General features: G+C 67.5%; 24 protein-coding genes. 8 read left to right on the top strand and 16 right to left on the bottom strand.

The features are described 5' to 3' along the window. Positions 1-6: 6 nt before the first annotated feature. Complete coding sequence (locus ABC347_RS13310; protein ID WP_413246203.1) at positions 7-444, bottom strand: DUF3576 domain-containing protein; 438 nt, start codon at positions 442-444, stop codon at positions 7-9. A 22-nt stretch (positions 445-466) separates the two neighbouring features. Here ABC347_RS13310 and ABC347_RS13305 point away from each other — a divergent pair, with 22 nt between their 5' ends. Continuing rightward, positions 467-1,366, top strand: a complete 900-nt coding sequence (locus ABC347_RS13305; protein ID WP_413246202.1) for a porin — start codon at positions 467-469, stop codon at positions 1,364-1,366. Here the strand turns inward: ABC347_RS13305 and ABC347_RS13300 are convergent. Then, on the bottom strand, positions 1,339-1,920 hold the full coding sequence (locus ABC347_RS13300; protein WP_413246201.1) for a thiamine phosphate synthase: 582 nt from the start codon (positions 1,918-1,920) through the stop codon (positions 1,339-1,341). The genes ABC347_RS13305 and ABC347_RS13300 overlap by 28 nt on opposite strands. 21 nt (positions 1,921-1,941) lie before the next feature. Here ABC347_RS13300 and ABC347_RS13295 point away from each other — a divergent pair, with 21 nt between their 5' ends. Next, positions 1,942-2,613, top strand: coding sequence for a YggS family pyridoxal phosphate-dependent enzyme (locus ABC347_RS13295; protein WP_413246200.1), 672 nt, complete (start codon positions 1,942-1,944; stop codon positions 2,611-2,613). Further along, entirely contained in the window at positions 2,610-3,272 is a 663-nt protein-coding gene (locus ABC347_RS13290; RefSeq protein WP_413246199.1) for an HAD family hydrolase, read from the top strand. The genes ABC347_RS13295 and ABC347_RS13290 overlap by 4 nt, the downstream gene beginning before the upstream one ends. Here ABC347_RS13290 and ABC347_RS13285 read toward each other — a convergent pair. From ABC347_RS13285 to ABC347_RS13265, 5 genes are all read right to left on the bottom strand, one after another. Then, positions 3,265-3,762, bottom strand: a complete 498-nt coding sequence (locus ABC347_RS13285) for a L,D-transpeptidase family protein (RefSeq protein ID WP_413246197.1) — start codon at positions 3,760-3,762, stop codon at positions 3,265-3,267. The two genes, ABC347_RS13290 and ABC347_RS13285, sit on opposite strands and share 8 nt — an antisense overlap. Beyond that, positions 3,759-4,814: a GTP cyclohydrolase II gene (gene ribA / locus ABC347_RS13280; RefSeq protein ID WP_413246196.1), complete on the bottom strand. Its 1,056-nt coding sequence runs from the start codon at positions 4,812-4,814 to the stop codon at positions 3,759-3,761. The genes ABC347_RS13285 and ribA overlap by 4 nt, the downstream gene beginning before the upstream one ends. Further along, on the bottom strand, positions 4,811-5,599 hold the full coding sequence (locus ABC347_RS13275) for an exodeoxyribonuclease III (RefSeq protein WP_413246195.1): 789 nt from the start codon (positions 5,597-5,599) through the stop codon (positions 4,811-4,813). The genes ribA and ABC347_RS13275 overlap by 4 nt, the downstream gene beginning before the upstream one ends. 331 nt (positions 5,600-5,930) lie before the next feature. Continuing rightward, complete coding sequence (locus ABC347_RS13270) at positions 5,931-6,533, bottom strand: LolA family protein (protein ID WP_413246194.1); 603 nt, start codon at positions 6,531-6,533, stop codon at positions 5,931-5,933. A gap of 79 nt (positions 6,534-6,612) precedes the next feature. Further along, positions 6,613-8,952, bottom strand: a complete 2,340-nt coding sequence (locus tag ABC347_RS13265) for an FtsK/SpoIIIE family DNA translocase (protein ID WP_413246193.1) — start codon at positions 8,950-8,952, stop codon at positions 6,613-6,615. Positions 8,953-9,083: 131 nt separating this feature from the next. Between ABC347_RS13265 and ABC347_RS13260 the strand changes: the two genes are divergently transcribed. Beyond that, on the top strand, positions 9,084-10,304 hold the full coding sequence (locus ABC347_RS13260) for an FAD-dependent monooxygenase (protein WP_413246192.1): 1,221 nt from the start codon (positions 9,084-9,086) through the stop codon (positions 10,302-10,304). An 18-nt stretch (positions 10,305-10,322) separates the two neighbouring features. On the opposite strand, the gene ABC347_RS13255 is transcribed toward ABC347_RS13260, so the two are convergent. The 3 genes from ABC347_RS13255 to ABC347_RS13245 all read right to left on the bottom strand — a co-directional run bounded on the left by ABC347_RS13255 (position 10,323) and on the right by ABC347_RS13245 (position 13,564). Then, a complete protein-coding gene (locus ABC347_RS13255; protein ID WP_413246191.1) occupies positions 10,323-11,174 on the bottom strand; it encodes an SDR family oxidoreductase in 852 nt (283 codons plus the stop codon). Positions 11,175-11,225: 51 nt separating this feature from the next. Further along, on the bottom strand, positions 11,226-12,890 hold the full coding sequence (locus tag ABC347_RS13250) for a tetratricopeptide repeat protein (RefSeq protein WP_413246190.1): 1,665 nt from the start codon (positions 12,888-12,890) through the stop codon (positions 11,226-11,228). 440 nt (positions 12,891-13,330) lie between these two features. Continuing rightward, a complete protein-coding gene (locus tag ABC347_RS13245; RefSeq protein ID WP_413246188.1) occupies positions 13,331-13,564 on the bottom strand; it encodes a hypothetical protein in 234 nt (77 codons plus the stop codon). A 118-nt stretch (positions 13,565-13,682) separates the two neighbouring features. Between ABC347_RS13245 and ABC347_RS13240 the strand changes: the two genes are divergently transcribed. Next, the gene (locus ABC347_RS13240; RefSeq protein ID WP_413247064.1) at positions 13,683-15,497 is read left to right on the top strand and encodes an ABCB family ABC transporter ATP-binding protein/permease; all 1,815 of its coding nucleotides are present in this window, start codon (positions 13,683-13,685) and stop codon (positions 15,495-15,497) included. 45 nt (positions 15,498-15,542) lie between these two features. Here the strand turns inward: ABC347_RS13240 and ABC347_RS13235 are convergent, their stop codons facing one another. Further along, on the bottom strand, positions 15,543-16,208 hold the full coding sequence (locus ABC347_RS13235) for a PEPxxWA-CTERM sorting domain-containing protein (RefSeq protein WP_413246187.1): 666 nt from the start codon (positions 16,206-16,208) through the stop codon (positions 15,543-15,545). 162 nt (positions 16,209-16,370) lie between these two features. Between ABC347_RS13235 and recQ the strand changes: the two genes are divergently transcribed. Genes recQ through ABC347_RS13220 form a run of 3 tightly spaced genes read left to right on the top strand, consistent with a single transcriptional unit; the run spans position 16,371 to position 18,987 of the window. Beyond that, complete coding sequence (gene recQ, locus ABC347_RS13230; protein ID WP_413246186.1) at positions 16,371-18,137, top strand: DNA helicase RecQ; 1,767 nt, start codon at positions 16,371-16,373, stop codon at positions 18,135-18,137. Beyond that, entirely contained in the window at positions 18,134-18,580 is a 447-nt protein-coding gene (locus ABC347_RS13225) for a hypothetical protein (protein ID WP_413246185.1), read from the top strand. Before recQ ends, ABC347_RS13225 begins: the two co-directional genes overlap by 4 nt. Continuing rightward, the gene (locus tag ABC347_RS13220; protein WP_413246184.1) at positions 18,577-18,987 is read left to right on the top strand and encodes a protein tyrosine phosphatase family protein; all 411 of its coding nucleotides are present in this window, start codon (positions 18,577-18,579) and stop codon (positions 18,985-18,987) included. Before ABC347_RS13225 ends, ABC347_RS13220 begins: the two co-directional genes overlap by 4 nt. A gap of 5 nt (positions 18,988-18,992) precedes the next feature. Here the strand turns inward: ABC347_RS13220 and ABC347_RS13215 are convergent, their stop codons facing one another. From ABC347_RS13215 to ABC347_RS13195, 5 genes are all read right to left on the bottom strand, one after another. Then, positions 18,993-19,391 carry a GFA family protein gene (locus ABC347_RS13215; protein ID WP_413246183.1) on the bottom strand — a complete coding sequence of 133 codons (399 nt, stop codon included), beginning with the start codon at positions 19,389-19,391 and terminating at the stop codon, positions 18,993-18,995. 159 nt (positions 19,392-19,550) lie between these two features. Beyond that, positions 19,551-20,996, bottom strand: a complete 1,446-nt coding sequence (locus tag ABC347_RS13210; RefSeq protein ID WP_413246182.1) for an ammonium transporter — start codon at positions 20,994-20,996, stop codon at positions 19,551-19,553. A 16-nt stretch (positions 20,997-21,012) separates the two neighbouring features. Then, the gene (locus ABC347_RS13205) at positions 21,013-21,351 is read right to left on the bottom strand and encodes a P-II family nitrogen regulator (RefSeq protein ID WP_413246181.1); all 339 of its coding nucleotides are present in this window, start codon (positions 21,349-21,351) and stop codon (positions 21,013-21,015) included. A 133-nt stretch (positions 21,352-21,484) separates the two neighbouring features. Beyond that, positions 21,485-22,183, bottom strand: coding sequence for an endonuclease/exonuclease/phosphatase family protein (locus tag ABC347_RS13200; RefSeq protein WP_413246180.1), 699 nt, complete (start codon positions 22,181-22,183; stop codon positions 21,485-21,487). Further along, on the bottom strand, positions 22,180-22,380 hold the full coding sequence (locus ABC347_RS13195; protein WP_413246179.1) for a putative signal transducing protein: 201 nt from the start codon (positions 22,378-22,380) through the stop codon (positions 22,180-22,182). Before ABC347_RS13195 ends, ABC347_RS13200 begins: the two co-directional genes overlap by 4 nt. Positions 22,381-22,387 lie beyond the last annotated feature (7 nt).

Below are 22,387 nucleotides of genomic sequence, written 5' to 3'. Positions count from 1 at the left end.
TGTGGCTCAGCCGGCGACAGCGGCGCGGCGCAGGTCACGCGCCTTGGACAGGATGATCTCCTCCAGCTTCTGCACGGTCGCTGCCTGCACCGGCGCATCGCTCCACTGCCCGCCGGCATAGGTCTGGCGCTGGGCGGCCACCTGCACTGCATCCGCGCGCAGGTCCTGGTCGAGGATCGTCACCGTCACCTTCATCCGCTCGCTGGGCAGCGCGGGGTTCTGGTACCAGTCGGTCACGATCACGCCGCCGTTGGAATCGGTCTGCGCGATCGGCATGAACGAGACCGCGTCCAGCGCCGCGCGCCACAGATAGGCATTCACGCCGATCGTGGTGACCCGCGATGCCGCCACGACCTCGGCGTTGGCCTTGGGCTTGTCGCTGGCGCAGGACGCCAGCGCGGCAGTCGCGCCGATCAGGATCGCGGTGGGGATCAGGCGGGTCATGGTCGTCCTCGGGAGAATGGCGTTGGCCGATGTCGCCGCCGTTATAGACGCGCCCGCCCGCCCCGCAAGCCGCGCGCGCGGTGGCATCATCGCCCGGCTGATGTGTGGATCGTGCAACAGGCTGGCGGGATTCACATTTCTGACAGTGGTCGCACGGCTCGGCCGCATGCTAGGCACGTTGTGCGAGGGGATGAAGTTCATGGTCGCGAGTCGATCCGGTGCAGGATGGTTGGGTGCGGGTGTCGCGCTCTCCCTGCTCGTCCTCGCCCCGGCCTTTGCCGCTACGATGACGCCGTCGAAGCCGGCCCGCAAGGCAGCGTCCGCGCTGTCCTTTTCCATGCCCAGCGGGATCGGATCGTTCACCCCGGCGATCCGCGATTCCAGCCGCGCCGCCGGTCTGGCGGGCGGGGCGCTTTCCGCCGGCGGCTTCCGTTTCACGCCATCGGCCTCGCCCAGCAGCCGTCGCGCAGTTACTGTCGCCGTCCGCGCACGCGCCACCACGAAGGCCGAAGCCCAGCGCACGGCGGCACTTACCGCCTCCGCGATCACGCCCTCCGCCTATAATCTCGGCGTATCGGTTGGCTGGAAGCGGTTCCAGCTCTCAGGTGACATCGCCAAGATCGAAGGCGGCCTGCTGCCCGTCGATCGTGAAGCAGTCGATGTCGGGCTGAGCTACAATGCGCCGAAGTGGAGCACCCGCCTGCAGCTCGGCGCAGATCGCTCGGTCGGCACCCGCCCGGTCGCGATCGGGCCGGAGCACAGCTATTCGGTCGATGTCGGCGGATCCTATTCGGTCACCAGCAACCTCGCGGTGACGGGTGGCGTGCGTTACAAGCTGCAGAGCGACCGGCTCGATCCGATCGCGGATGACGAGCGGCGCGACAGCCAGGCCGTCTATATCGGAACTGCCTTCCGCTTCTGATCCCGGGCAAGGCCGTCGATGGCCGCCCAGCCCGCCGCACCCAGTCCCACTACCCGGCGCGCGCGTGCAGACGTTATTCCGCCCAGCGCAATCACAGGAATGCTGGCCCCGCGCGCCAGCAGTCCGAAACGCAGCGGGCCCAGTGCGGGCGCACCGGGATGGCTGCGCGTGGCGAACACCGGTGACAGGAAGGCAGCGTCGGCGCGCGCGCGCCGCGCGGCGATCAGCTCGATCCGGTCATGCGCAGGCAGCGTGCGCAACCGGCCGCGCGGCAGCCGGCCGGTCGCGGCGCCGTGCACGCCATCGGCCTGCCAGCCGATCGCCTGGCGCGTCGATCCCGCCAGCAGCAGCACCAGCCGGCGTACCCGCGCAATCCGGCGGACGCGATCGTAAAGCGCGCGCCGTTCGGCCGCCGGCGTCCGCTTGTGGCGAAAGACGACTCCCGATCCGGGCGGCAGTCGCGCCAATGCCGGCCATAGCGCAGCGCCCATCCGCTCGTCGGTCATCAGCCACAGCGTCGGAATCGAGCGGGCGGGAAGCTGGCGGGCGCGCATCCCGCCGCCTATAGAGCCGCGATGCCCGATCCCGAAACCGCTGCGAGCCGCCTTGAAGCCGTGCGTGCCGCCATTGCTCACGCCGCCCGGCCCGCCCGTCGTGATCCAGCCGCAGTCGAGCTGATCGCGATCTCCAAGACCCAACCGGCGGAGGCGATCGTGCCGCTGATCGCCGCCGGCCACCGCAGCTTCGGCGAAAACCGCGTGCAGGAAGCGCAAGGGAAATGGCCTGCGCTGCGTGAGTCCACACCCGGGATTCGCCTGCATCTGGTCGGCCAGTTGCAATCGAACAAGGCCGATGCCGCGGTCGCACTGTTCGATGCGATCCATTCGGTCGATCGCCCGTCGCTGGTCGGGGCGCTCGCGCAGGCGATGGCCGCACAGGACCGTCGGCCGGATTGCTTTCTCCAGGTCAATATCGGTGACGAAGCACAAAAGGGCGGCTGTGCGATCGATGCCTTGCCCGCATTGATCGCCGATGCCCAAGCGGCAGCGTTGCCGATCGCCGGACTGATGTGCGTGCCGCCTGCGGATACCGAGGCGGCGCCCTATTTCGCGCTGCTTGCAAAGCTTGCGAAGCGGCACGGTTTGCAAGGTCTCAGCATGGGTATGTCGGGCGATTTCGAAACTGCGGTGATGCTGGGCGCGACTCAAGTCCGGATCGGCACCGCGCTGTTCGGTGAACGCGGTTGAGGTTTGCCGCGATCCTGTTCGATTTCGATGGCGTTCTGATCGACAGCGAAGCCACGGGCAATCGTCATGTCGCCGATTATTTGACCGGCATCGGTCATCCGACCTCGGCCGATCAGGCGATGGCGCAGTTCATGGGGTTGGCCGGCCCGGCCTTCATCACAGCGATCGAGCGCGCGATCGGCCGGCCGTTGCCCGAAGATTTCCATGCCGCGCGCGAGATCGAGAATCAGCGCGTGCTGGCCGATGGTATCGATCCGGTCGCCGGCGCGGTCGCGTTCGTACACGCGCTGCCGCCCGCAGTGCCGATCGCGATCGTCTCGTCCAGCAGCACCCACTGGATCGAGACCCACCTGGCTCATATCGGTCTGCTCGATCGCTTCGCAGGCCGCATCTTCAGCGGGCGCGAACATGTCGCGCGCGGGAAGCCGGCGCCGGACATCTATCTTCACGCCGCGCAAGCGCTCGGCATACCTATCGCCCGTGCCGTCATCATCGAGGATTCGCCGGTCGGCGCGGAAGGCGCGGTCGCCTCCGGCGCGCATGTCATCGGCTTCTGCGCCGGCAGCCATTGCCCGCCCGATCACGCCGCCCGGCTTCGCGCGCTCGGGGTGCATGATATCGCCCCGGATTTCGAGACAATCGCCGCACTGATCAGCTGATCGTCAGCACCTCGTCCGGTTCGGCCTGGGCGACAAGCGCCAGCAGCGCCGCCCGATCGATCGCAACGCAGCCGGCGGTCGGCCGGCCCTCCAGGCAGTGGAGGAAGATCGCGCTGCCGGCTCCCGGCACCACCGGCGAGTCGTTATGCCCCAGCACCACGATGACGTCATACAGCCCGTCCGCGCGCCACAACCGCTCGGCCGATGCCGGATAGGGATGTCGCACCGGCCGGTTATAGGCCGGGTCGGCGGGATCATCGCACCAGCCGTCGTCGCGCCGGATCCAGCGCCACGGCAACCGCAGGCCCGCCGGTCGGCCCACTCGATCGGCCCGCAGCAGCACGGCGCGCAGCGGCCAGCGCCCGATCGGCGTGGCGCCGTCGCCCTCCCGCTTGTCCGCAGCCGGCACGGCCCCGCCGCGCCCGATCTCGCAGCGGATCGATACCCCGTCGGCAGTCAGCAGGCCGGTGGCGGTATCGACGTGGATCACAGCAGATGTCCGGTGCGATCGCGCTTCGTGGCAAGATAGTCGATATTGTGGGGGTTCGCGGGCAGACTGTGCGGCACCCGGTCCACCACAGCAATTCCCGCACGCTCGAGCCCCGCAACCTTGGCCGGATTGTTGGTCAGCAACCGCACCCGGTCCTGGCCCAGCAGCGCCAGCATTCGCGCGGCCACGCCAAAATCGCGCGCATCGATTGCGAACCCCAGCCGCCGATTCGCATCGACCGTATCGAAGCCCTGATCCTGCAATTGATAGGCGCGCAGCTTGTTGACCAGCCCGATCCCGCGCCCCTCCTGCCGCAGATAGAGCAGGATTCCCCAGCCGCTGGCGCTGATCGCGGCCAGCGCGGCATCCAGCTGCGGCCCGCAGTCGCACTTCAGGCTGCCGAGCACGTCTCCGGTCAGGCATTCGCTATGCAGCCTTACCAGCGGCGCGCCGCCATCGGGCCGCCCGATCAACAACGCGACATGGTCCTCGCCACCATGATCGGCGCGGAACGCCACGATCTCGGCATGCTCGGCGCGTGCCACGGGCAACCGCGCGCGCGTCGCGATTCGCAGCCGCGCCGGATCCTCGTGGGCGTCGATATCCGCTGGCGTGATGGTCAGCTCGCTCGATGCGCCACCCGCGAAGAAGGCGGGCAGCACCCCCGCGATCCTGGCCAGCCGCAGCGCTGCTGCCGCAGGGCCGCTCGCACAGGCCATCGCCCGGAACGGCCCTTTCAGCGGCGTCGCCAGGTCCAGCTGCGGATCGGCGATCGCGATCGCGGCGGGCAGATCGATCCACGGCGCGCGCGCGATCATCACCGGGGCGTCGGGCTCCGCGGCGTCGCGCTGGTTGCTCAGCTTCAGCGTCTCGGCGCGCCCGGCCGAAATCAGCAGCGTGGCCGTCGCTACCGGATCGAATGCGGCGAGCGCGGCCTCGTCGGCCGTCTCGATCGGCAACAGGGTGAGCGTGGCCCCCCCGTCCTCGATCGCGATCGGCCAGCCGCGCCGGATCGCATCGATCGCCCGGGCGGCGGCGCGCGGATCGCTCAAAAGGCGAACTCCGTCACCAGCGGCACATGATCGGAAGGCTTCAGCCAGCCGCGGCACGGCTCACACACGCGGTGCGCGACGGCGCTGTCGGCAAGCGCCGGGCTCGCCCACATATGATCCAGCCTTCGCCCGCGATCCGATGCCGCCCAATCGATCGCGCGGTAGCTCCACCAGGTAAAGCAGCGCTCGGGCGCGGGAATGAAGCGCCGGCCAAGATCGATCCAGCCATGCGCCGCTTGCAGCCGCGCCAGCGTCTCCACCTCGATCGGCGTATGGCTGACGACGTCGATCAGCTGCTTGTGGCTCCAGACATCGCATTCCAGCGGCGCGATGTTGAAATCACCGACCAGGATGGTGGAGTGCTGCAGCGTCGCCGACCAGTCGATCATGCGCTCCAGGAAATCGAGCTTTTGCCCGAATTTCGGGTTCAGCGTACGATCGGGAATGTCCCCGCCAGCGGGCACATAGACATTCTCCAGCCGCACCCCGTTCGGCAGCCGCACGCCGACATGGCGGGCCTCGCCATTCGCCTGCCAGTCCAGCCGGTCGTCCGCCTCGATCGGCACGCGGCTGAGGATCGCGACGCCGTGATGCATCTTCTGCCCGTGAAGGATCTGATGCGTATAGCCGAGGGCGTCGAAGGCAGCACGCGGGAAGGTGCCGTCTACCACCTTGGTTTCCTGCAGGCACAGGATATCGGGCGCTTCCTCGGTCAGGAAGCGTGCGACGATATCGATCCGTGCGCGAACCGAGTTGATGTTCCAGGAAGCGATCTTCAGCGGCATGCCGCGCGATGTAGCGATCCGCCCGTGCCGATGCCAGCCAGACACGTCCGGATCACCCCCGACCCCTCAAACGGGCCGAACGCCCGCAAGCGCGACGGCGCGCCCGAGCTTTGCGAGGCAGCAAGCAAGGGGGGGCCTGCCCCCGCAGGGGTCACGAACAAGGAAAGGCCCTCGCTCCGGGGGCATGGAACGAGGGCCGACCTAGCGTTCGTCACGCTGGTGGGTTGCGCGGCCTGTCGGGCAACAGGGGGAAATCCCGACCGGCGCGTTTTGCCGCAACCACGAGTCTGCTTCTAGCGATGCTTACCTGTCGCTCGGATGAACGATATCGTCAGCGATTGTTGCTGCGGGGGCGCGGGTCGCTCCAGCGGAACGTCTGATCGGATATCGGCACGTTGAATCGATGATCGGAAAGGCGCACCGCGGATCGGTTGCCCTGCGCGTCCAGCGTGGTCCAACCCTGCATCAAAAGCCCGCCGGGGGCGGACGGGGATTGGCGGAATGCGATCGTGATCGTCCCGAACTCGGGATGCTTCGGGTCGCGCGCTTCCAGCAGCAGTTGCCCCGCTACGCCGCCCGGCACGATCCTGGCGACCTTCGAAATATCCTTGCTGGGATCGATCAGCACCGAAAGCGGCGAACCGCCGATCGGCCAGCGCGAAACCTGCTTCACCGAATAGTCGATCATGGTTAGTGCCTTGCCATCACCGACGATCAGCAGCGGCACGCCCTTCTGATACTGGAAACGCACCTTGCCCGGACGCTTCAGGCTGAGCGTGCCTGTCACAGACTTGCCGGCCCGGTCGGTCTGCACGAAATCAGCCGTCATCGAAGTAGTGGCCCGCAGATGCGCCTGCACCTGATCGAGCGGAGTGGCGGCGGTGGCGGGCAATGCGATCGAAAGCGCGATTGCGGCCGGTGCAAAACGAGGCATGGGGTTCAATTTCCTGTCAGTCATGATGCGGCAGGTGCCGCGACGCGCTTGAACGACTTCTGAACCCCAATTCTCCCGATCACCCAAGATAGCGCGACATCTCCTCGATCTCGATCAACACTTCGCGGCGGCCGACATGGTCGGGGCTGGAGATGATGCCGTCCTTTTCCATCCGCTCGATCAAACGTGCGGCCGAGTTGTAGCCGACGCGCAGCTGGCGCTGCAGCCAGCTGGTCGATGCCTTGCGATTCTCCACCACCAGCTGGATCGCCTTGCGGTAGGTCTGCGTCTCGGGGTCGTCGGGCCCGGTAGGGGCGCCTTCCAGCGCGAAGCCGCCATCCTCGGGCTCTTCGGTCACGGCCTTGATATAATCGGGCGTGCCCTGGCCGCGCCAATGATCGGCCACCGCGCGCACCTCGTCGTCGGAGACGAACGGCCCATGCACGCGGGCGATCTGCTTGCCGCCCGGCATGTACAGCATGTCGCCCTTCCCCAGCAGCTGTTCGGCGCCCTGTTCGCCCAGGATGGTGCGCGAATCGATCTTGCTGGTCACATGGAAGCTGATCCGCGTCGGCAGGTTCGCCTTGATCACGCCGGTGATGACGTCGACCGAGGGACGCTGCGTCGCCATGATCAGGTGAATGCCCGCCGCGCGCGCCTTCTGAGCCAGCCGCTGGATCAGGAATTCGACTTCCTTGCCGGCGGTCATCATCAGGTCGGCAAGTTCGTCGACGACCACCACGATCTGCGGCAGCACGTCATATTCCAGCTGTTCTTCTTCGTAGATCGGCTGGCCGGTCTCGGCGTCATATCCGGTCTGCACCTTGCGGCCGAGCGGGGTGCCCTTGGCCTTGGCGGTCTTCACCTTCTCGTTGAACGAGGCCAGGCCGCGCACGCCGACCGACGCCATCATCCGGTAGCGCTCCTCCATCTGCTCCACCGCCCATTTCAATGCGCGGATCGCCTTTGCAGGCTCGGTCACCACCGGCGACAGAAGATGGGGGATGTCGTCGTAGATGCTCAGCTCCAGCATCTTGGGGTCGATCATGATCATCCGGCACTGGTCGGGTGTCAGCCGGTAGAGCAGCGACAGGATCATGCAGTTCAGGCCGACCGACTTGCCCGATCCGGTGGTCCCAGCCACGAGCAGGTGCGGCATCGGCGCGAGATCGGCGATCACCGGATCGCCTGCGATATTCTTGCCCAGGATCAGCGGCAGCGCGCCCGATTGATCGTCGAACGCGTCGCTGCCCACCAGTTCGGACAGGACGACCGCCTGGCGCACCGGGTTCGGCAGCTCGATGCCGATCACACTGCGCCCCGGTATCGTCGCCACGCGTGCCGACAAGGCCGACATGTTGCGCGCGATATCATCCGCCAGCTGGATCACGCGGCTGGCCTTGATCCCGGCCGCCGGTTCCAGCTCGTACATGGTGACGACGGGGCCGGGGCGGATCTCGGTGATCCGGCCCTTCACGTTGAAATCGTCGAGTACGGTTTCCAGCAGGCGGGCGTTGCGCTCCAGCCCGGCGCGGTCGATCGTCTGGCCGCTCGCCGGCGGCGCTTCCTTCAGCAGGTCGATCGACGGCAGCTGATAGGTATCGCGCAGATCGAGCTTGGTCTGGCGCTCCACCGGACGGCGCGGCGGGGCGGCGTTGGGCGTCGGCGTGGTGATGGTGGGCGGGGTCCGTTCCTCCACCGCAATCGTCACGCGCCGCTCGGCCGCAGCCCGCGGCATTCGCGGACTTACGGGCTTCGGCGACTGGGCATCCTCGCTACCGGCTTCGGCATCGCCGCCGACAAAGGCATTGCGCCGCGCGAATCGGGGCCGGCGGAACAGCCAGGCGCGCTCGCCCGCATCCAGCTCGAGCCCCCAGACCCACAGGCCGATCCCGACCGCGGCCAGCAGGATCATCAGCACCAGACGTAGCGCGCGCACCAGCGCGGGATCGCCCGCGAGGCCAAGGGCCGCGTCGATCGCTCCGGCGATCCCAAGCCCGGCCAGCCCGCCCCAGCCGGCCGGCATGCCGCTGACCGCGCCGCCACGATACAGCGTCAGCGCCGCACCCAGCACGGTCATCCCCAGCACCGCCAGCAGCAGCCCGCGCTTCCAGCGGCCGACCATCAGCCCGCGCCACATGCGAATGCCCGCGATCAGCGCCACCGGCGGCAGCAGGACCGCGCCGAAGCCGAACAGGCTGAACAGCAGATCGGCCAGCCAGGCGCCCGGCAGGCCGAGCGCGTTGAGCGCGGGCCCGCCCGCCGCGGTGTTCAGCGAAGGATCGCTGGCGTGGTAGCTGGCCAGCGCGAATCCGATCGCCAGCGCCAATGCCAGCAGCGCCAGCGCCCCTAGGATCGAACCGCTGCGCAGCGCCATCGCCCGCGCCACGTCGCGCCCCATCGCAAATTGCGTCGCCATGACGTCAGCCCCCGTCAGCCCAGCCCCTGTTCGTGCCGCAAATGTTCCTACAAGTCCATGCGCGTGCCGATCGGTCGGGCGCATCAGAACGATGGCTGGCCGTCCTGTTGCGCGCGCGCTACATCAACCCGATGGACCGTTCCGATGTCATCATCCTGGGCGGCGGGCTGGTCGGCCTGACGCTTGCCATCGCGCTCGATGCGCACGGGCTTACGGCGACCGTGATCGATCCGGCCGATCCGGCGACCCAGCTGGCCGCCGGCTTCGACGGACGCGCATCGGCAGTTGCCAGCGCATCACGGCGGATGCTCGGTGCGGTCGGGATCGCCGATCGCCTTGCCGGGCGGGGCCAGCCGATCGCCACTATCCGGGTCAGTGATGGCCTGACGCCACAGGCTCTGCTGTTCGAACCCGCACCGGACGATGGCGCGCTGGGCCACATGTTCGAGAATCGCCAGTTGCGTGCCGCGCTTCGAGACGCGGCGCTCGCGGCGCCCGGCGTCACGCTCCACATGCCCGCGCGTGCCGCTGCCGTGGAACGCGATCCGGCCGGTGTGCGGGTCTCGCTGGGTGACGGCCGGGTGATCGCTGCGCCGCTGCTGATCGCGGCGGAGGGGCGTCATTCACCGACGCGGGAGGCGGCCGGGATCAAGCTGGCACGCTGGCGCTACGATCATGAAGCGATCATCGGCTCGTTGATCCACGAACGTCCGCATGACGGCGTCGCACACGAGATCTTCTATCCGGCCGGGCCGTTCGCGATCCTGCCGCTGCGCGACGACGCGGCGGGCCACCATCGGTCGGCGATCGTCTGGACGGTGGCCGCGCGCGACGGTGCTGCGCTGCAGGCATTGCCCGATCGCGCCTTCGCGGCGGAGGCACGCGCGCGGATGGGCGGCTTGCTCGGCGCGATCGAGCCGTGCAGCCCCCGCGCACGCTATCCGCTCGGCTTCCATCATGCCGCGACGATCACGGCGGAACGGCTGGCGCTGGTCGGGGATGCCGCCCACGGTATCCATCCGATCGCGGGCCAGGGCCTGAACCTGGGATTCCGCGACGTTGCCGCGCTGGTGGAGGTGCTGGTCGACGGCAAGCGGCTAGGCCTCGATCTCGGCGATGCCCAGCTGCTCGACCGTTATCGCCGCTGGCGCTCGCTCGATACCTTCCTGGTCGCCGCCGCCACCGATACGCTGACGCGGCTGTTCGGCCTGCCCGGTCGCGCGCCTGCCGCAGTGCGCCGCCTGGGGCTGGGCCTCGTACAACGGGTTGCGCCGCTCAAGGAACGCTTCATGGCGGAAGCGCGGGGCGAGAGCGGCGCGCTGCCCCTGCTGCTGCAGGGGCAGACCGTCTAACCGCTTTCCGTTCGATCGTCAGCCGTTGACGATCGTGCCGCCGTTTGGATGCAGCACCTGGCCGGACATGTAGCTGGAATCCTCACAGGCCAGGAACAGGAAGGCGGGCGCGACCTCGTTGGGCTGGCCGGGGCGACCCATCGGCGTACCCTCCCCGAACGTCTCCAGCTTTTCAGGCGTGGCACCCCCGAACGGGTTCAGCGGCGTCCAGATCGGTCCCGGCGCGACCGCATTGACCCGGATCCCCTCGCCAACCAGCTGTTCGGACAGCGAACGGGTGAACGCCGTGATCGCACCCTTGGTGCTCGAATAGTCGATCAGTTCCTTCGATCCCTGGTACATGGTGATCGAGGTGCAATTTACGATCGCGCTGCCCTTGCCCAGATGCGGGCGCGCGGCCTGGGTCATGTAGAACATGCCGAACACGTTGGTCTGGAAGGTGCGCTTCAGCTGCGCCTCGTCGATATCGACGATGTCCTTGTCGGGATGCTGTTCGCCGGCATTGTTGACGAGGATGTCGAGGCGGCCGAGCTTCTCGACGGTCTCGGCCACCGCGCGCTCGCAGAACGACTTGTCCCCGATATCGCCGGCGATCGTGATCGCGCGCCGACCCTCGATCGTCACGATCTTCGCGGTCTGGTGCGCATCGTCATCCTCGTTGAGATAGATGATCGCCACGTCGGCACCCTCCCGCGCGTAGAGCGCGGCGACGGCGCGGCCGATCCCCGAATCGCCACCGGTGATCAGTGCCACCTTGCCGTCCAGCCGGCCCGATCCTGGGTAGCGCGGCTGCCATTCGGGGCTCGGATCCAGCCGGCTCTCGTCGCCGGGCAGGGCATCCTGATGGATCATGGGTTCGTCGAGGGCCATCGTGTCGCAACTCCTTGGAATGGCCGCTGAACGAGCGGCAGCACCAAGGGTTCAGCCGTGATCGGCCGCTTGGACGGAGCGTGGCTGCGACGGGACCAGCCCAGCCTTGCGCAGTTCCGCGATCGCGATCCGGCGGAGGCGCGGTGCGAGCATGAAGCGCACGAGCCCGCGTTCGGGGTCGGCCGCCAGTTTGGGTGAAGTGGTGCGAACCAGTTGCCAAGCCCGGCGGGCCGCGACCATGTCTCCCGCAGCGGCATAGACGACCGCGCGCGTCACATCGTGTATGCTGCTGTCGCCCCCGGTCGTCACCATCGCGTCGGCGGCGCGGCGCGCAGCAGGGATATCACCGCGCTCCAGCGCAAGATAGGCGAGCGGCGAGAAGAAATGCGCGGGCGCTCCCGGATCGAGCGTGATCGCGCGCAGCAGCAGCGTCTCGGCCCGCGGGTCGCCGCAATTCACCATGTAGACGCCGACCGCCGCCATCAGGTCCGGATCATAGGGGCTCAGCGATACGCCGCGAAGGCCCGACCGTACCGCCGCCGGGCACTGGCCGGTGAACAACAATGCACGCGCCAGCATATAGTGCGCCCGCGCGCGCAGCGGATCCGCAGCGACTGCCCGACGCGCCAGTTCCAGCGCGCGTGGGCCGGGCGGCTCGCCGGTCCCGCGATAACCGAAGATCTGCGCATCGATCGGCATGAAGGCGGCATCGGCCAACGCAACAGCATCGTTGGGGTTGGCGGCGATCGTGCGATCGAGGCAGCGGCTGATAGCGGTATGGCGCTCCGCGCTGCGCTCGCGCCGGTAACGATCGAAGCCCAGCAGGCAGCCATACCCCGTCGGCAGCGCATTGCCGAAGTTCGCCCGCTCGCGGCTGGCGAACACGCCATAGGGCTGGATCAGTTCCGCGATCAGCGGCGCCAGTGCATTCCGGATCGCGGCGTCGTCCGCGCCCGACGGCAGCTGCACCTGCCCCGTCCACACCAGCTCTTCCGGATCGAGCCGCATCAGCCGCAGGCGCAGCATCGGCGTGGCGGTCAGCTCGCCGATCAGACGATAGTCGGGCGTGTCCGATCGCCGCGTCTCGGCGGCACCGCCAAGGCGCACCAGCCAACTGCGGCGCAGCCCATCCAGCAGGATCGAGTCCACTGCGTCCGCCAGCATCGCCTGGCCGGTGATCGCTCTAATCGGGCGATAGTCGACCAGCGGAGGATCCGTCGAATCGGAACCGCGGAACGTCCAGATCGCGGCCGCCGCCCCCACGAGCAGGAGCGTCGCCAGGATAAGCGCCGGCAGCCATGTGCGGCGTCGCGGGTTCGGCTCGGCCTCGATCTGATCGATCTCCGCGATCGGATCGGCGGGTGCATCGAAATGAACTCGGTAGCGCCCGGCGGGAATCGCGATGCGGATGCCGTTGCGCGGCGGCGAGGCTGCGTAATGCCGATCCAGCATCTTGCGCAGCCGACCGACCTGAACGCGCGGATAGCTGTCACCCTGCGCATCGAAATCGGGGTCGCGGCCCAGCCCATCTACTGCAACCGCATAGGCTTTCAACTGATCGCCATGGCCGGCGCGGGTCTCTGCGATAAGATAATCGAGCAACCGGCGCATGGTCGGTGCCCGCGCGAATTCCGGCCCCGCGTAGATCGTGGCGAGCTCATCGGCGATCCGCGCCGGATCGGGATCCTGATGCTCCGCCGCTGACATATCGGCCATCCGGCCTGCTCCATCGCGGACTCACCGCGCTCCCCGCCCCGACCGCGAGGCCGCACCACGATAGCGCGCCTTCCGGGCGCTGTCATCCATCCCGGAGCAGGACCGATTTCGCCTTCAAGAAGCGCGCGATTCAGCCATGTCACGGTGAAAAAACGGTCACACTCTGGCTAAGTCCGGCGCACTGGCCGACCCAGTTGCAGACGCAACGGCGGAACTCTTTCGTCGCTGCCTGCCGGGGTCGCGGCCTCAGCATCTTGTCGGTCGGCGGTTCTGGTCCCGCAGGCTGAAACGGGTGCGAGGTGGCATCGGCAGCAGGCCGGTTCGGGTTGTTGGGTTCGCCCCCACGAACCTCGCCCGCCGGCCGGTTAGAGCCGGTTGCAACCCACCCCCACTGGGTTGTGACCGGCCACTAATCATCCAGCATATTTTGATTTCTGCGATCAGCCCTTAGGCTGCGCTGCTCCGGCATCGGCCGCCGCAGTCGGGTTCGCCGTGCGGCACTGGCTCATCACGACCGGGAAGGCGATGTCGCTGTTGGCGACTAGCATGCTGGCCGACGCGGCGGCACAGGCGTCGGCGCTGGCATAAGTGGTCGGCACGACGCGGACCTGCTGGCATGCCGTCTCGGCATCGCCGCACCCCAGGATCGCCATCACGAAATAGACCGGACCCATCGCCGCTCTCCCTTCATGACCAAAACGTAAACTGCGATGACCCGTTCCAAAGTGACGGCCAGCACATTCGCGATACTTTGCTGGCATGGCGCGCGCGATCTCCTATCTAGGCAATCGCATGCCGCCTGATCGCCCTACCGAAACCGCCAATCCGGACCAGGGCTGGCACACACTTCGCCGTTTCCTGCCCTATCTGTGGCCTGCCGGTCGACGTGACCTGAAGATCAGCATCGTGGGTGCTTTGCTGCTGGTGCTGCTGGCAAAGGCCGCGGTGCTCACAATGCCGTTCGCCTACAAGGCCGCGATCGACCGGATGAGCCCGGGCGGCGAGCCTGCGGTCATGCTGGCGATCGCACTGGTCGTTGCCTACGCCGGCGCGCGCTTCGGCGGTGTGCTCTTCGATAATCTGCGCAACGCCGTGTTCGAACGGGTCGGGCAGGATGCGGCGCGCCGGCTGGCGATGCAGGTCTTCACTCATCTGCACGCGCTGTCGCTGCGCTATCATCTCGAACGCCGCACCGGCGCGCTGACGCGCGTGGTCGAGCGCGGCACCAAGAGCATCGATTCGATGCTCTATTTCCTGCTGTTTTCGATCGCGCCGACGGTGCTCGAACTCGCGGCGGTCTGCGTGATCTTCTTCGTCAAGTTCGGCTGGGGTCTGGTCGCTGCGACGCTGGCGATGGTCGCAGTCTACATCATCTTCACGCGGCGCGTGACGGAATGGCGGATCGGGGTACGCCGCGAATGGGCCGAACATGATTCGCAGGCCACCCAGCGCGCGATCGATTCGCTGCTGAACTACGAGACCGTCAAATATTTCAGCGCCGAGGAGATCGAGCAGCGACGATATGGCGAAGCGGTCGCCAAGCTGACGAACGCGACGGTGCGGATCGAATCCTCGCTGGCCGCGCTGAATATCGGCCAGTCGCTGATCACGAACCTGATGATGGCCGGCGCAATGGGCTACAGCGTCTGGGGGTGGAGCCGGGGCTTGTTCACCACCGGCGATGTCGTGCTCGTCAACACGCTGCTGGCGCAACTCTTCCGCCCGCTCGACATGCTGGGCATGGTGTATCGCGAGATCCGGCAGGGGCTGATCGACATGGAAGCGATGTTTTCGCTGGTCGATACCCCGGCCGAAGTGAAGGACGTGCCCGGTGCACCCGCATTGAACATCGCCGGCGGCACCGTTCGGTTCGAGGATGTCCGCTTCGCCTATGATCCGGAACGACCGATCCTGCATGGCATCGATCTGCAGATCCCGGCCGGGCACACGCTGGCCGTGGTCGGTCCTTCGGGCGCCGGCAAATCCACGCTGGCCCGGCTGCTGTTCCGCTTCTACGATGCTACCGGCGGACGCGTGCTGATCGACGGCCAGGATATCTCCACCGTCAGCCAGGCCTCGCTGCGGCGCCAGATCGGGATCGTGCCGCAGGATACGGTGCTGTTCAACGACACGATCGGTTACAATATCGGCTATGGCCGCGACGGTGCCGGCCAGGACGAGATCGAGGCGGCAGCCCGCGGTGCCGCGATCCATGATTTCATCATGAGCCTTCCGCAGGGCTACGCCACCCGCGTCGGCGAGCGCGGCCTGAAGCTTTCCGGTGGCGAGAAGCAGCGCGTGGCCATCGCGCGGACCTTGCTGAAGGATCCGCCGGTGCTGATCCTGGACGAAGCGACCAGCGCGCTCGACAGCCGGACCGAGGCCGAGATCCAGGCGACCCTGGAACGGGTCGCCCAGCGCCGGACCACGATCGTCATCGCGCATCGCCTGTCGACCGTCGTCAATGCCGAGCAGATCGCGGTGCTGGACGGCGGCCGCGTGGTCGAACGCGGCACCCATGCGCAGCTGCTCGCCCATGGCGGTCTTTATGCCGAGATGTGGATGCGCCAGCTGTTCGAAAAGCAGGAGGCGCTGGCGGCCGAGTGACCGGACGGGGCCCCGCCCCGCCCGGCCGTTCCCGCTCGTCCTCCGTCAGGCCAGCGCGCGCAATGGCTTCCGGCTGCGGCGCAGCGCGGCGCCGCTGACGCCGAAGCCGCCGATCAGCAGCGCCCAACTGGCCGGTTCGGGCACTGCCGTCACCGCATCGCGCAGCTGATAGCTGAACGTGATCGCCGTGATCTCGTACGGTGCCGACAGCGTCACGGTCGAATTATAGGTGAAGGCGGAGAAGGAGAAGGCGTCGCCCGGTATCCGGCCGCTGATGTTGGCCAGGCAGTTGCTGCACGACCCGCCGAACGTCTGGCCGGCGAGATCTCCATCGGTGAAGGTCATCGATCCGTCGAGCGATTTGGTGACGTCGTTGGTGGGATCGTTGTCGAAGTCGGTTTCATCGATCCCGAGCAGGTTGATCGCGAACAGCTGCTCGCCCGACGCGGGCACCGTCAGTAGCCCGTCCAGCAACCCGGTCAGCGTGACGGTATCGCCGCTGTTGAGCGTGAACGGGGTGAAGCCGCTCAGCGGCAGCGAGAAGAACTGGTACGTGTCGGTGCCGATCACGAAGCTGCCGCCGCTGCCATCGGCGACGGCACCGGTCAGGTCGAAGCTGAAATCGGCGGCGCTGGCAGCGCTTGCCCCTGCCAGGATGGTCGTCGCGGCCAGGGCTGCGCCGAGCAGGCGCCCGAAACCTGTGTTGAACATCTGATGTCCCCTCATCGAACCGGCGCAAGGACGCGCCCAATTCAACAAGGCGCGGCCCGGCTGCCCCGCGGGCCAGCATCGGGGCTTGCAAAACCGCGGAATTCGCCATCGTGCCATCCTGGTACACTCGACGCGCAGGCCCATCCCGCGCTAACCGGCGCCATGGCCGATCCGATCGATATCCTGCACAGCACCTTCGGCTTCGCGGATTTCCGCGGTCGGCAGCGCGAGGTCGTCGATCGGGTGATGGCCGGGCAGCGCACGCTGGCGGTGATGCCCACCGGCGCCGGCAAGTCGCTCTGCTATCAGGTGCCGGCGCTGGCACGGGCCGGCACCGGGCTCGTGATCTCGCCGCTGATCGCGCTGATGCACGATCAGGTGCGCGCCGCGGAGGCGGCCGGCATCCGCGCCGCCGCATTGACCTCCGCCGATGCCGATCGCGACGAGACCATCCGGCGTTTTCGAGACGGCGAACTCGATCTTCTCTACGTCGCGCCCGAGCGCGCTTCGCAGGACGGCTTTCGAAGGCTGGTGGATCGCGTGTCGCTGTCGTTGATTGCGATCGACGAGGCGCATTGCGTGTCCGAATGGGGGCATGATTTCCGCCCCGATTATCGGCTGCTGCGCGGCCTGCTGGACGATCATGCGGAAATTCCACGGCTGGCGCTGACGGCGACCGCCGACCGCCATACGCGGGCCGACATCCTCGCCCAGCTCGACATTCCCGAGGACGGACTCGTGCTGGCCGGGTTCGACCGGCCCAACATCCGCTATGCGATCGCTCCGCGCGATGGGCTGCCCGGCCAGCTTGCCGATCTGGTGCGGGCGACGCCGGGCCCCGGCATCGTCTACGCGCCGAGCCGCGCCGCCACCGAGAAGATCGCCGCGGCACTGGCTGCCGCCACCGGCCGGCCGACCCGCGCCTATCATGCCGGGCTCGACCCCGCATTCCGCGCTGCTGGCCAGCGCGCGTTCGTCTCGTCCGAGGATATGGTGATGGTCGCCACCATCGCTTTCGGCATGGGCATCGACAAGCCCGATGTCCGCTTCGTCGCGCATGCCGGCCTGCCCAAGTCGATCGAGGCCTATTATCAGGAAACCGGGCGCGCCGGGCGTGACGGTGATCCCGCGATCGCCCAGCTGTTCTGGGGCGCGGAGGATTTCGCGCGCGCCCGCCAGCGGATCGAGACGGAGGTCGAACCTGCTCGCCGCGCCGGGGAGCGCCAGCGGCTGGCGTCGCTGGCCGGGCTGGTGGAAACGGCGGGGTGCCGGCGTGCGGTGCTGCTCGCCCATTTCGGCGAGGATCCGCCGCCCGCCTGCGGCAATTGCGACAATTGCCTGAACCCGCCGGCCACCGTGGATGCCACCCAGGCTGCGCAGAAGCTGCTTTCCGCCGCGTTTCGAACGGAAATGCGCTTCGGCATCGGCCATCTGACCGATGTGCTGGCCGGCCGCGAGACCGACAAGGTTATCGGCCAGGGCCACCATCGGCTGTCGGTGTTCGGTATTGCGGACGAGGCCGAACTGCGGATGATCAAGCCGGTCGCCCGCGCGCTGATGGCCCGAGATGCGCTGCGGACGGATGATCATGGCGGCCTGTTCTTCGGCCCGGGCGCCAAGCCGATTTTGAAGGGGGAGGAGCCGCTGGCGATCGTGCTGCCACCGCGCCGCGAGCGCCGCCGCCGTGGTTCGGACGGGGTCGAGCATGCCCATGATCCGCTGTTCGATGCATTGCGGGCCCGCCGCCGCGAACTGGCGCAGAAAGCGGGGGTGCCTCCTTATGTGATCTTCCACGATTCGACGTTGCGCGAAATGGCGGCGCATCGCCCCGAGACGCTGCACGGGCTGGGCCAGATCTCCGGCGTCGGCGCGCGCAAGCTTGAAGCGTTCGGTGACGCATTCCTGCAGGTTTTGAGGGACGCGCGATGACGATACGGATCCTGGTGATGCTGCTGGCGCTCGCTGCCTGCGATGCCCCGCCGGCCGGCCAGACCACGCCGCAGCCGGATGCCACGCCGGTAGCCAACGATCAGACGGCTCGGGATCGATCGACGCCCTCGATACCGCCACCCCGCGCGTCGGCGACGTCGCTGCCAGCGCCTAAGCCGTTCGATGCGCAGCAGTTGCAGGTCTATCCGAATGCGGCCCGCCTGCCCGCCGATGTGCAGCAATTCGTCGCGCGTCATGAGGATTGCCAGCACTGGCGCAGCGAGCCTTCGTTCGACGATCCGGCGCGCGCGAAGGACATCGCCGTCGCGGCCGCCGAAACATGTGCCGGCATCGATGCGCTCGCCGTGTCGCTCAAGGCGCGCTATCGGGGCGATGCGCGCGTGTCGGCCGCGCTCGCCCGCTATCCGGAGATTGGATCATGAGCTTTCGCAGGATCGACGACCGCATCTCGGTAGCCGGTCAGATCGCCCCCGCAGACGTGGCCGAAGCCGCGCGCCAGGGCTTCGTCGCGATCATCAACAATCGGCCCGATGGCGAGCAACCGGGCCAGCCCGAGGGCGTCGAGATCGCCGCGGCGGCGGAAGCGGCGGGGCTTTCCTATGACGCTATCCCGGTCGGGCATGATGGGTTCGGCACGGTGCAGATCGATGCGATGCGCGCCGCGCTCGATCGTGCGAACGGGCCGGTGCTGGCCTTCTGCCGATCGGGCACTCGATCGACTTTTCTCTGGGCGCTGGCGCGGGCCGGTGCGGAGGACGGTGCTGCGCTCCGCGCCAAGGCTGAGCAGGCGGGCTACGACCTCTCGCCGATCGCGCACGTCCTGCCCTGACGGAATCAGTCCCGTGGGAAACGGGCGTGGCGCGGCAGGGTCGCGATCGCATCGAACCAGCGCGGCGCTTCGGCCGTCTGGATGATCTCGCTCGGCGGGATCGCGTCGACTTCGTCCAGCGTGCTGGATGCGATGTCGATCGCACCCGGGAACAGGCTCTCGCTCCGATAGAACAGGCCGGTGCCGCAACGCGGACAGAATTGTCGCAGCACGTCGCCGGATGAATTGTAGCTGGCGGGCGTGCCCTCGATCACGACGCGGTCGGCGGAAACCATGATCCACCCCACGATCGGGGCCCCGGCGGATCGCTGGCAATCGCGGCACTGGCAGAGCGAATGGCGCTTCGGCTGGCCGTTGATCCGATAGCGGATCGCACCGCATTGGCACCCGCCGGTCAACGTCATCCCCGCCTCCTTCTGCGCGCGTACCTCATAGCATCCACAGTCCGGCCAGTCGTCTCGCACGACAAAAGAAGGCCGGTGGATGATCCACCGGCCCCAGGTCGTCCGCAGGAGGAACCTCGCTGGGCCGGGGCGGTGCGTGCCGCCCCGATCCCGATCCGGTCAGTAGTTGTAGGCGCGCTCGCCATGCTCGTTGATGTCGAGGCCCTCGGTCTCGACCTCGGCGCTCGGGCGCAGGCCGATCGTATATTTCAGCGCCACGAACAGCGCCGCGCTGACCAAGCCGGTCCACAGGATGGTGGTGCCGACCGCCCAGATCTGGGTGATCACCTGGCCGGCCAGATCATACTCGCCGGCCTTGGCGACAGGCGCGGTATAGTCGATCCAGCCCTGCCCGCCGAACTGCGGCGCCGCGACGATGCCGGTGCCGATCGCGCCGATGATGCCGCCGACCGCATGGATGCCGAACACATCGAGCGTGTCGTCATATTTCAGCTTGTTCTTCACCGTGGTGACGAAGAAGAAGCAGACTGCCGAGGCGACCGCACCCAGGATGATCGCGGTGCCGGGATGGGCGAAGCCTGCCGCCGGCGTGATCGCGACGAGACCGGCGACCACACCCGAGGCCGCGCCGAGCAGCGACGGCTTCTTGTGGACGATCTGTTCGATCACGGCCCAGGCCACGCCCGCCGCCGCGGTGGCGACGAAAGTGTTGATGAAGGCGAGCGCCCCGAACGCGTTGGCCTCCAGCCCGGATCCGGCGTTGAACCCGAACCAGCCGATCCACAGCAGCGAGGCGCCGATCATCGTCATCACCAGGCTGTGGGGCGGCATCGGCTCGCTCTTGTAGCCCAGCCGCGGGCCGATGATGATGCAGCCGATCAGGCCGGCGACGCCCGCATTGATGTGCACCACGGTGCCGCCGGCGAAGTCCAGCGCGCCCCAGCCCCACAACAGGCCGGTGTCGGTCGGCGCGGCATTCAGGAAGTCCGGGCCCGGCCAGTACCAGACCATGTGCGCGATCGGGAAATAGGCCAGCGTCATCCACAGCACGGTGAAGATGATCAGCGGCGTGAATTTCACCCGTTCCGCGAATGCGCCGACGATCAGCGCCGGCGTGATGCAGGCGAAGGTCATCTGGAACATAACGAAGACATATTCGGGCAGATAGACGCCGTTGGAGAAGGTCGCCGCGAGCGTGGTGACGTCGACGCCCTTCAGGAACGCCTTGTCGAAGCCGCCGAACAAGGACGGGAATGGGCTGCCTGTCGAGGTGAAGGCCATCGAATAGCCCCAGCCGAACCAGACCAGCGATGCCACGCAGACGATGGTCAGCACCTGCATCAGCACCGACAGCATGTTCTTGGTGCGCACCAGGCCGCCGTAGAACAGCGCGAGCGCGGGCACGGACATCATCAGCACGAATGCGGTGGCGACGATCATCCAGGCGACATCGCCCTTGTTGACCATCTCCGCGGTCGGCGTGAACGGGGCCGCGGGCGCGGCGGCGGCCGGTGCGGCAGCTTCCTGTGCCCATGCGGGCAGCGCGGCGAACAGGCCAAGGCCGATCGCCCCGCCCGCGCCCGCGATCTTGTGTGCAAGCTTCATGGTTCCCCCTTTCCGCTCAGAGCGCCGTGTCGTCGGTTTCGCCGGTGCGGATCCGCACGGCCTGACCGACGTCGAGTACGAAGATCTTCCCGTCGCCAATCGCGCCGGTATTGGCCGATTGCTGGATCGCTTCGACGACCCGGCCGGCGAGATCGTTCGAGGCGACGACCTCGATCTTGATCTTCGGCACCATGTTCGTGCTGTACTCGGCCCCCCGATAAATCTCGGTCTGACCCTTCTGCCGTCCGAAGCCTTTGACCTCGGTGACGGTCATGCCCTGCACGCCCAGCCCGGAGAGCGCTTCACGCACCTCGTCCAGTTTGAACGGCTTGATGATGGCGATGACGAGTTTCATTCCGCCTCCCTGCTTCTGCCCGAGAATGGGGTCGCAAGGGGCGTGCCAGATGATGCACTGCACAAGAAGCTCGCGAAATGCCTGAAATCGAGGGGTCGTTTCGCCTAGTGATTGTGCAGCTGCGAACGGATGCCTAGTTTTTAGGCAGTTCGATCCGCGCCCAAACGGGCAGATGGTCCGATGCCCGTACCGATTTCGCGGTGCGATGGACTCCGCTGGCAACGACATGGACGTCGTTGCTGGTAACGATCCGATCGAGCGCGGCGACCGGATGGCGGCTATGATAGCTTTTGCCGGTGTGGGCGATCCGCCAGCCGCCAAGCTCGCGTAGGCATCCGCCGTGCGGCGACCATTCGTTGAGATCGCCCATCATCACGGTCGGCATCGGCCGTGCGCACGCTTCGACATGGCCGATCACTGCGCGCAGCTGACGCCGCCGGAAGATCCCGGACAGGTCGAGATGCATGCCGATCACGCGCAGCTCGCGGCCATGGATGCGCAGATCCGCCATCACCGCGCCACGCGGCTCCAGCACCGGCAGGTCGAGCGGGCGGCGCTCGATCACCTCGGCGGTGCGGCGGACGAGAATGGCATTTCCGTGCCAGCCGATCCCGCCCGGGCGGATGTCGAACGCCACCGGACGATAGCTGGTCAGCTGCTCGATCATGTCGAGCGGCAGCGCGGAAAGGCGCGCGCCGAAGCGACGGTCGGCTTCCTGCAGCGTGACGATATCGGCGTCGATCTCGCGCAATACATCGAGCACACGGGCCGGATCGCGCCGCCGATCGGTGCCGATACCCTTGCGCATGTTGTAGGTCGCTACCGTGATCATTCGGCGCCCAACGCGTGGCGGGCGGCTGCGGCGTCATTCTCGCCCACCATCAGCCGCACCGATCCCAGCACGCCCAGCCCTAGCGCCGCGAAGCCTTCATCGAACAGCTCCGCCTCGATGCCGTCGGCAGCCAGCCGCCCCCGTGCCAGTTCGCCCAGGATGCGATCGGGAAATCGGGCGATCTCGACCAGGTTCAAGGTTCGA

The organism is Sphingomonas canaveralia (assembly GCF_047238125.1).
GTDB lineage: Bacteria > Pseudomonadota > Alphaproteobacteria > Sphingomonadales > Sphingomonadaceae > JBDFMH01.
This window is presented reverse-complemented; position numbering and strand designations above follow the sequence as displayed.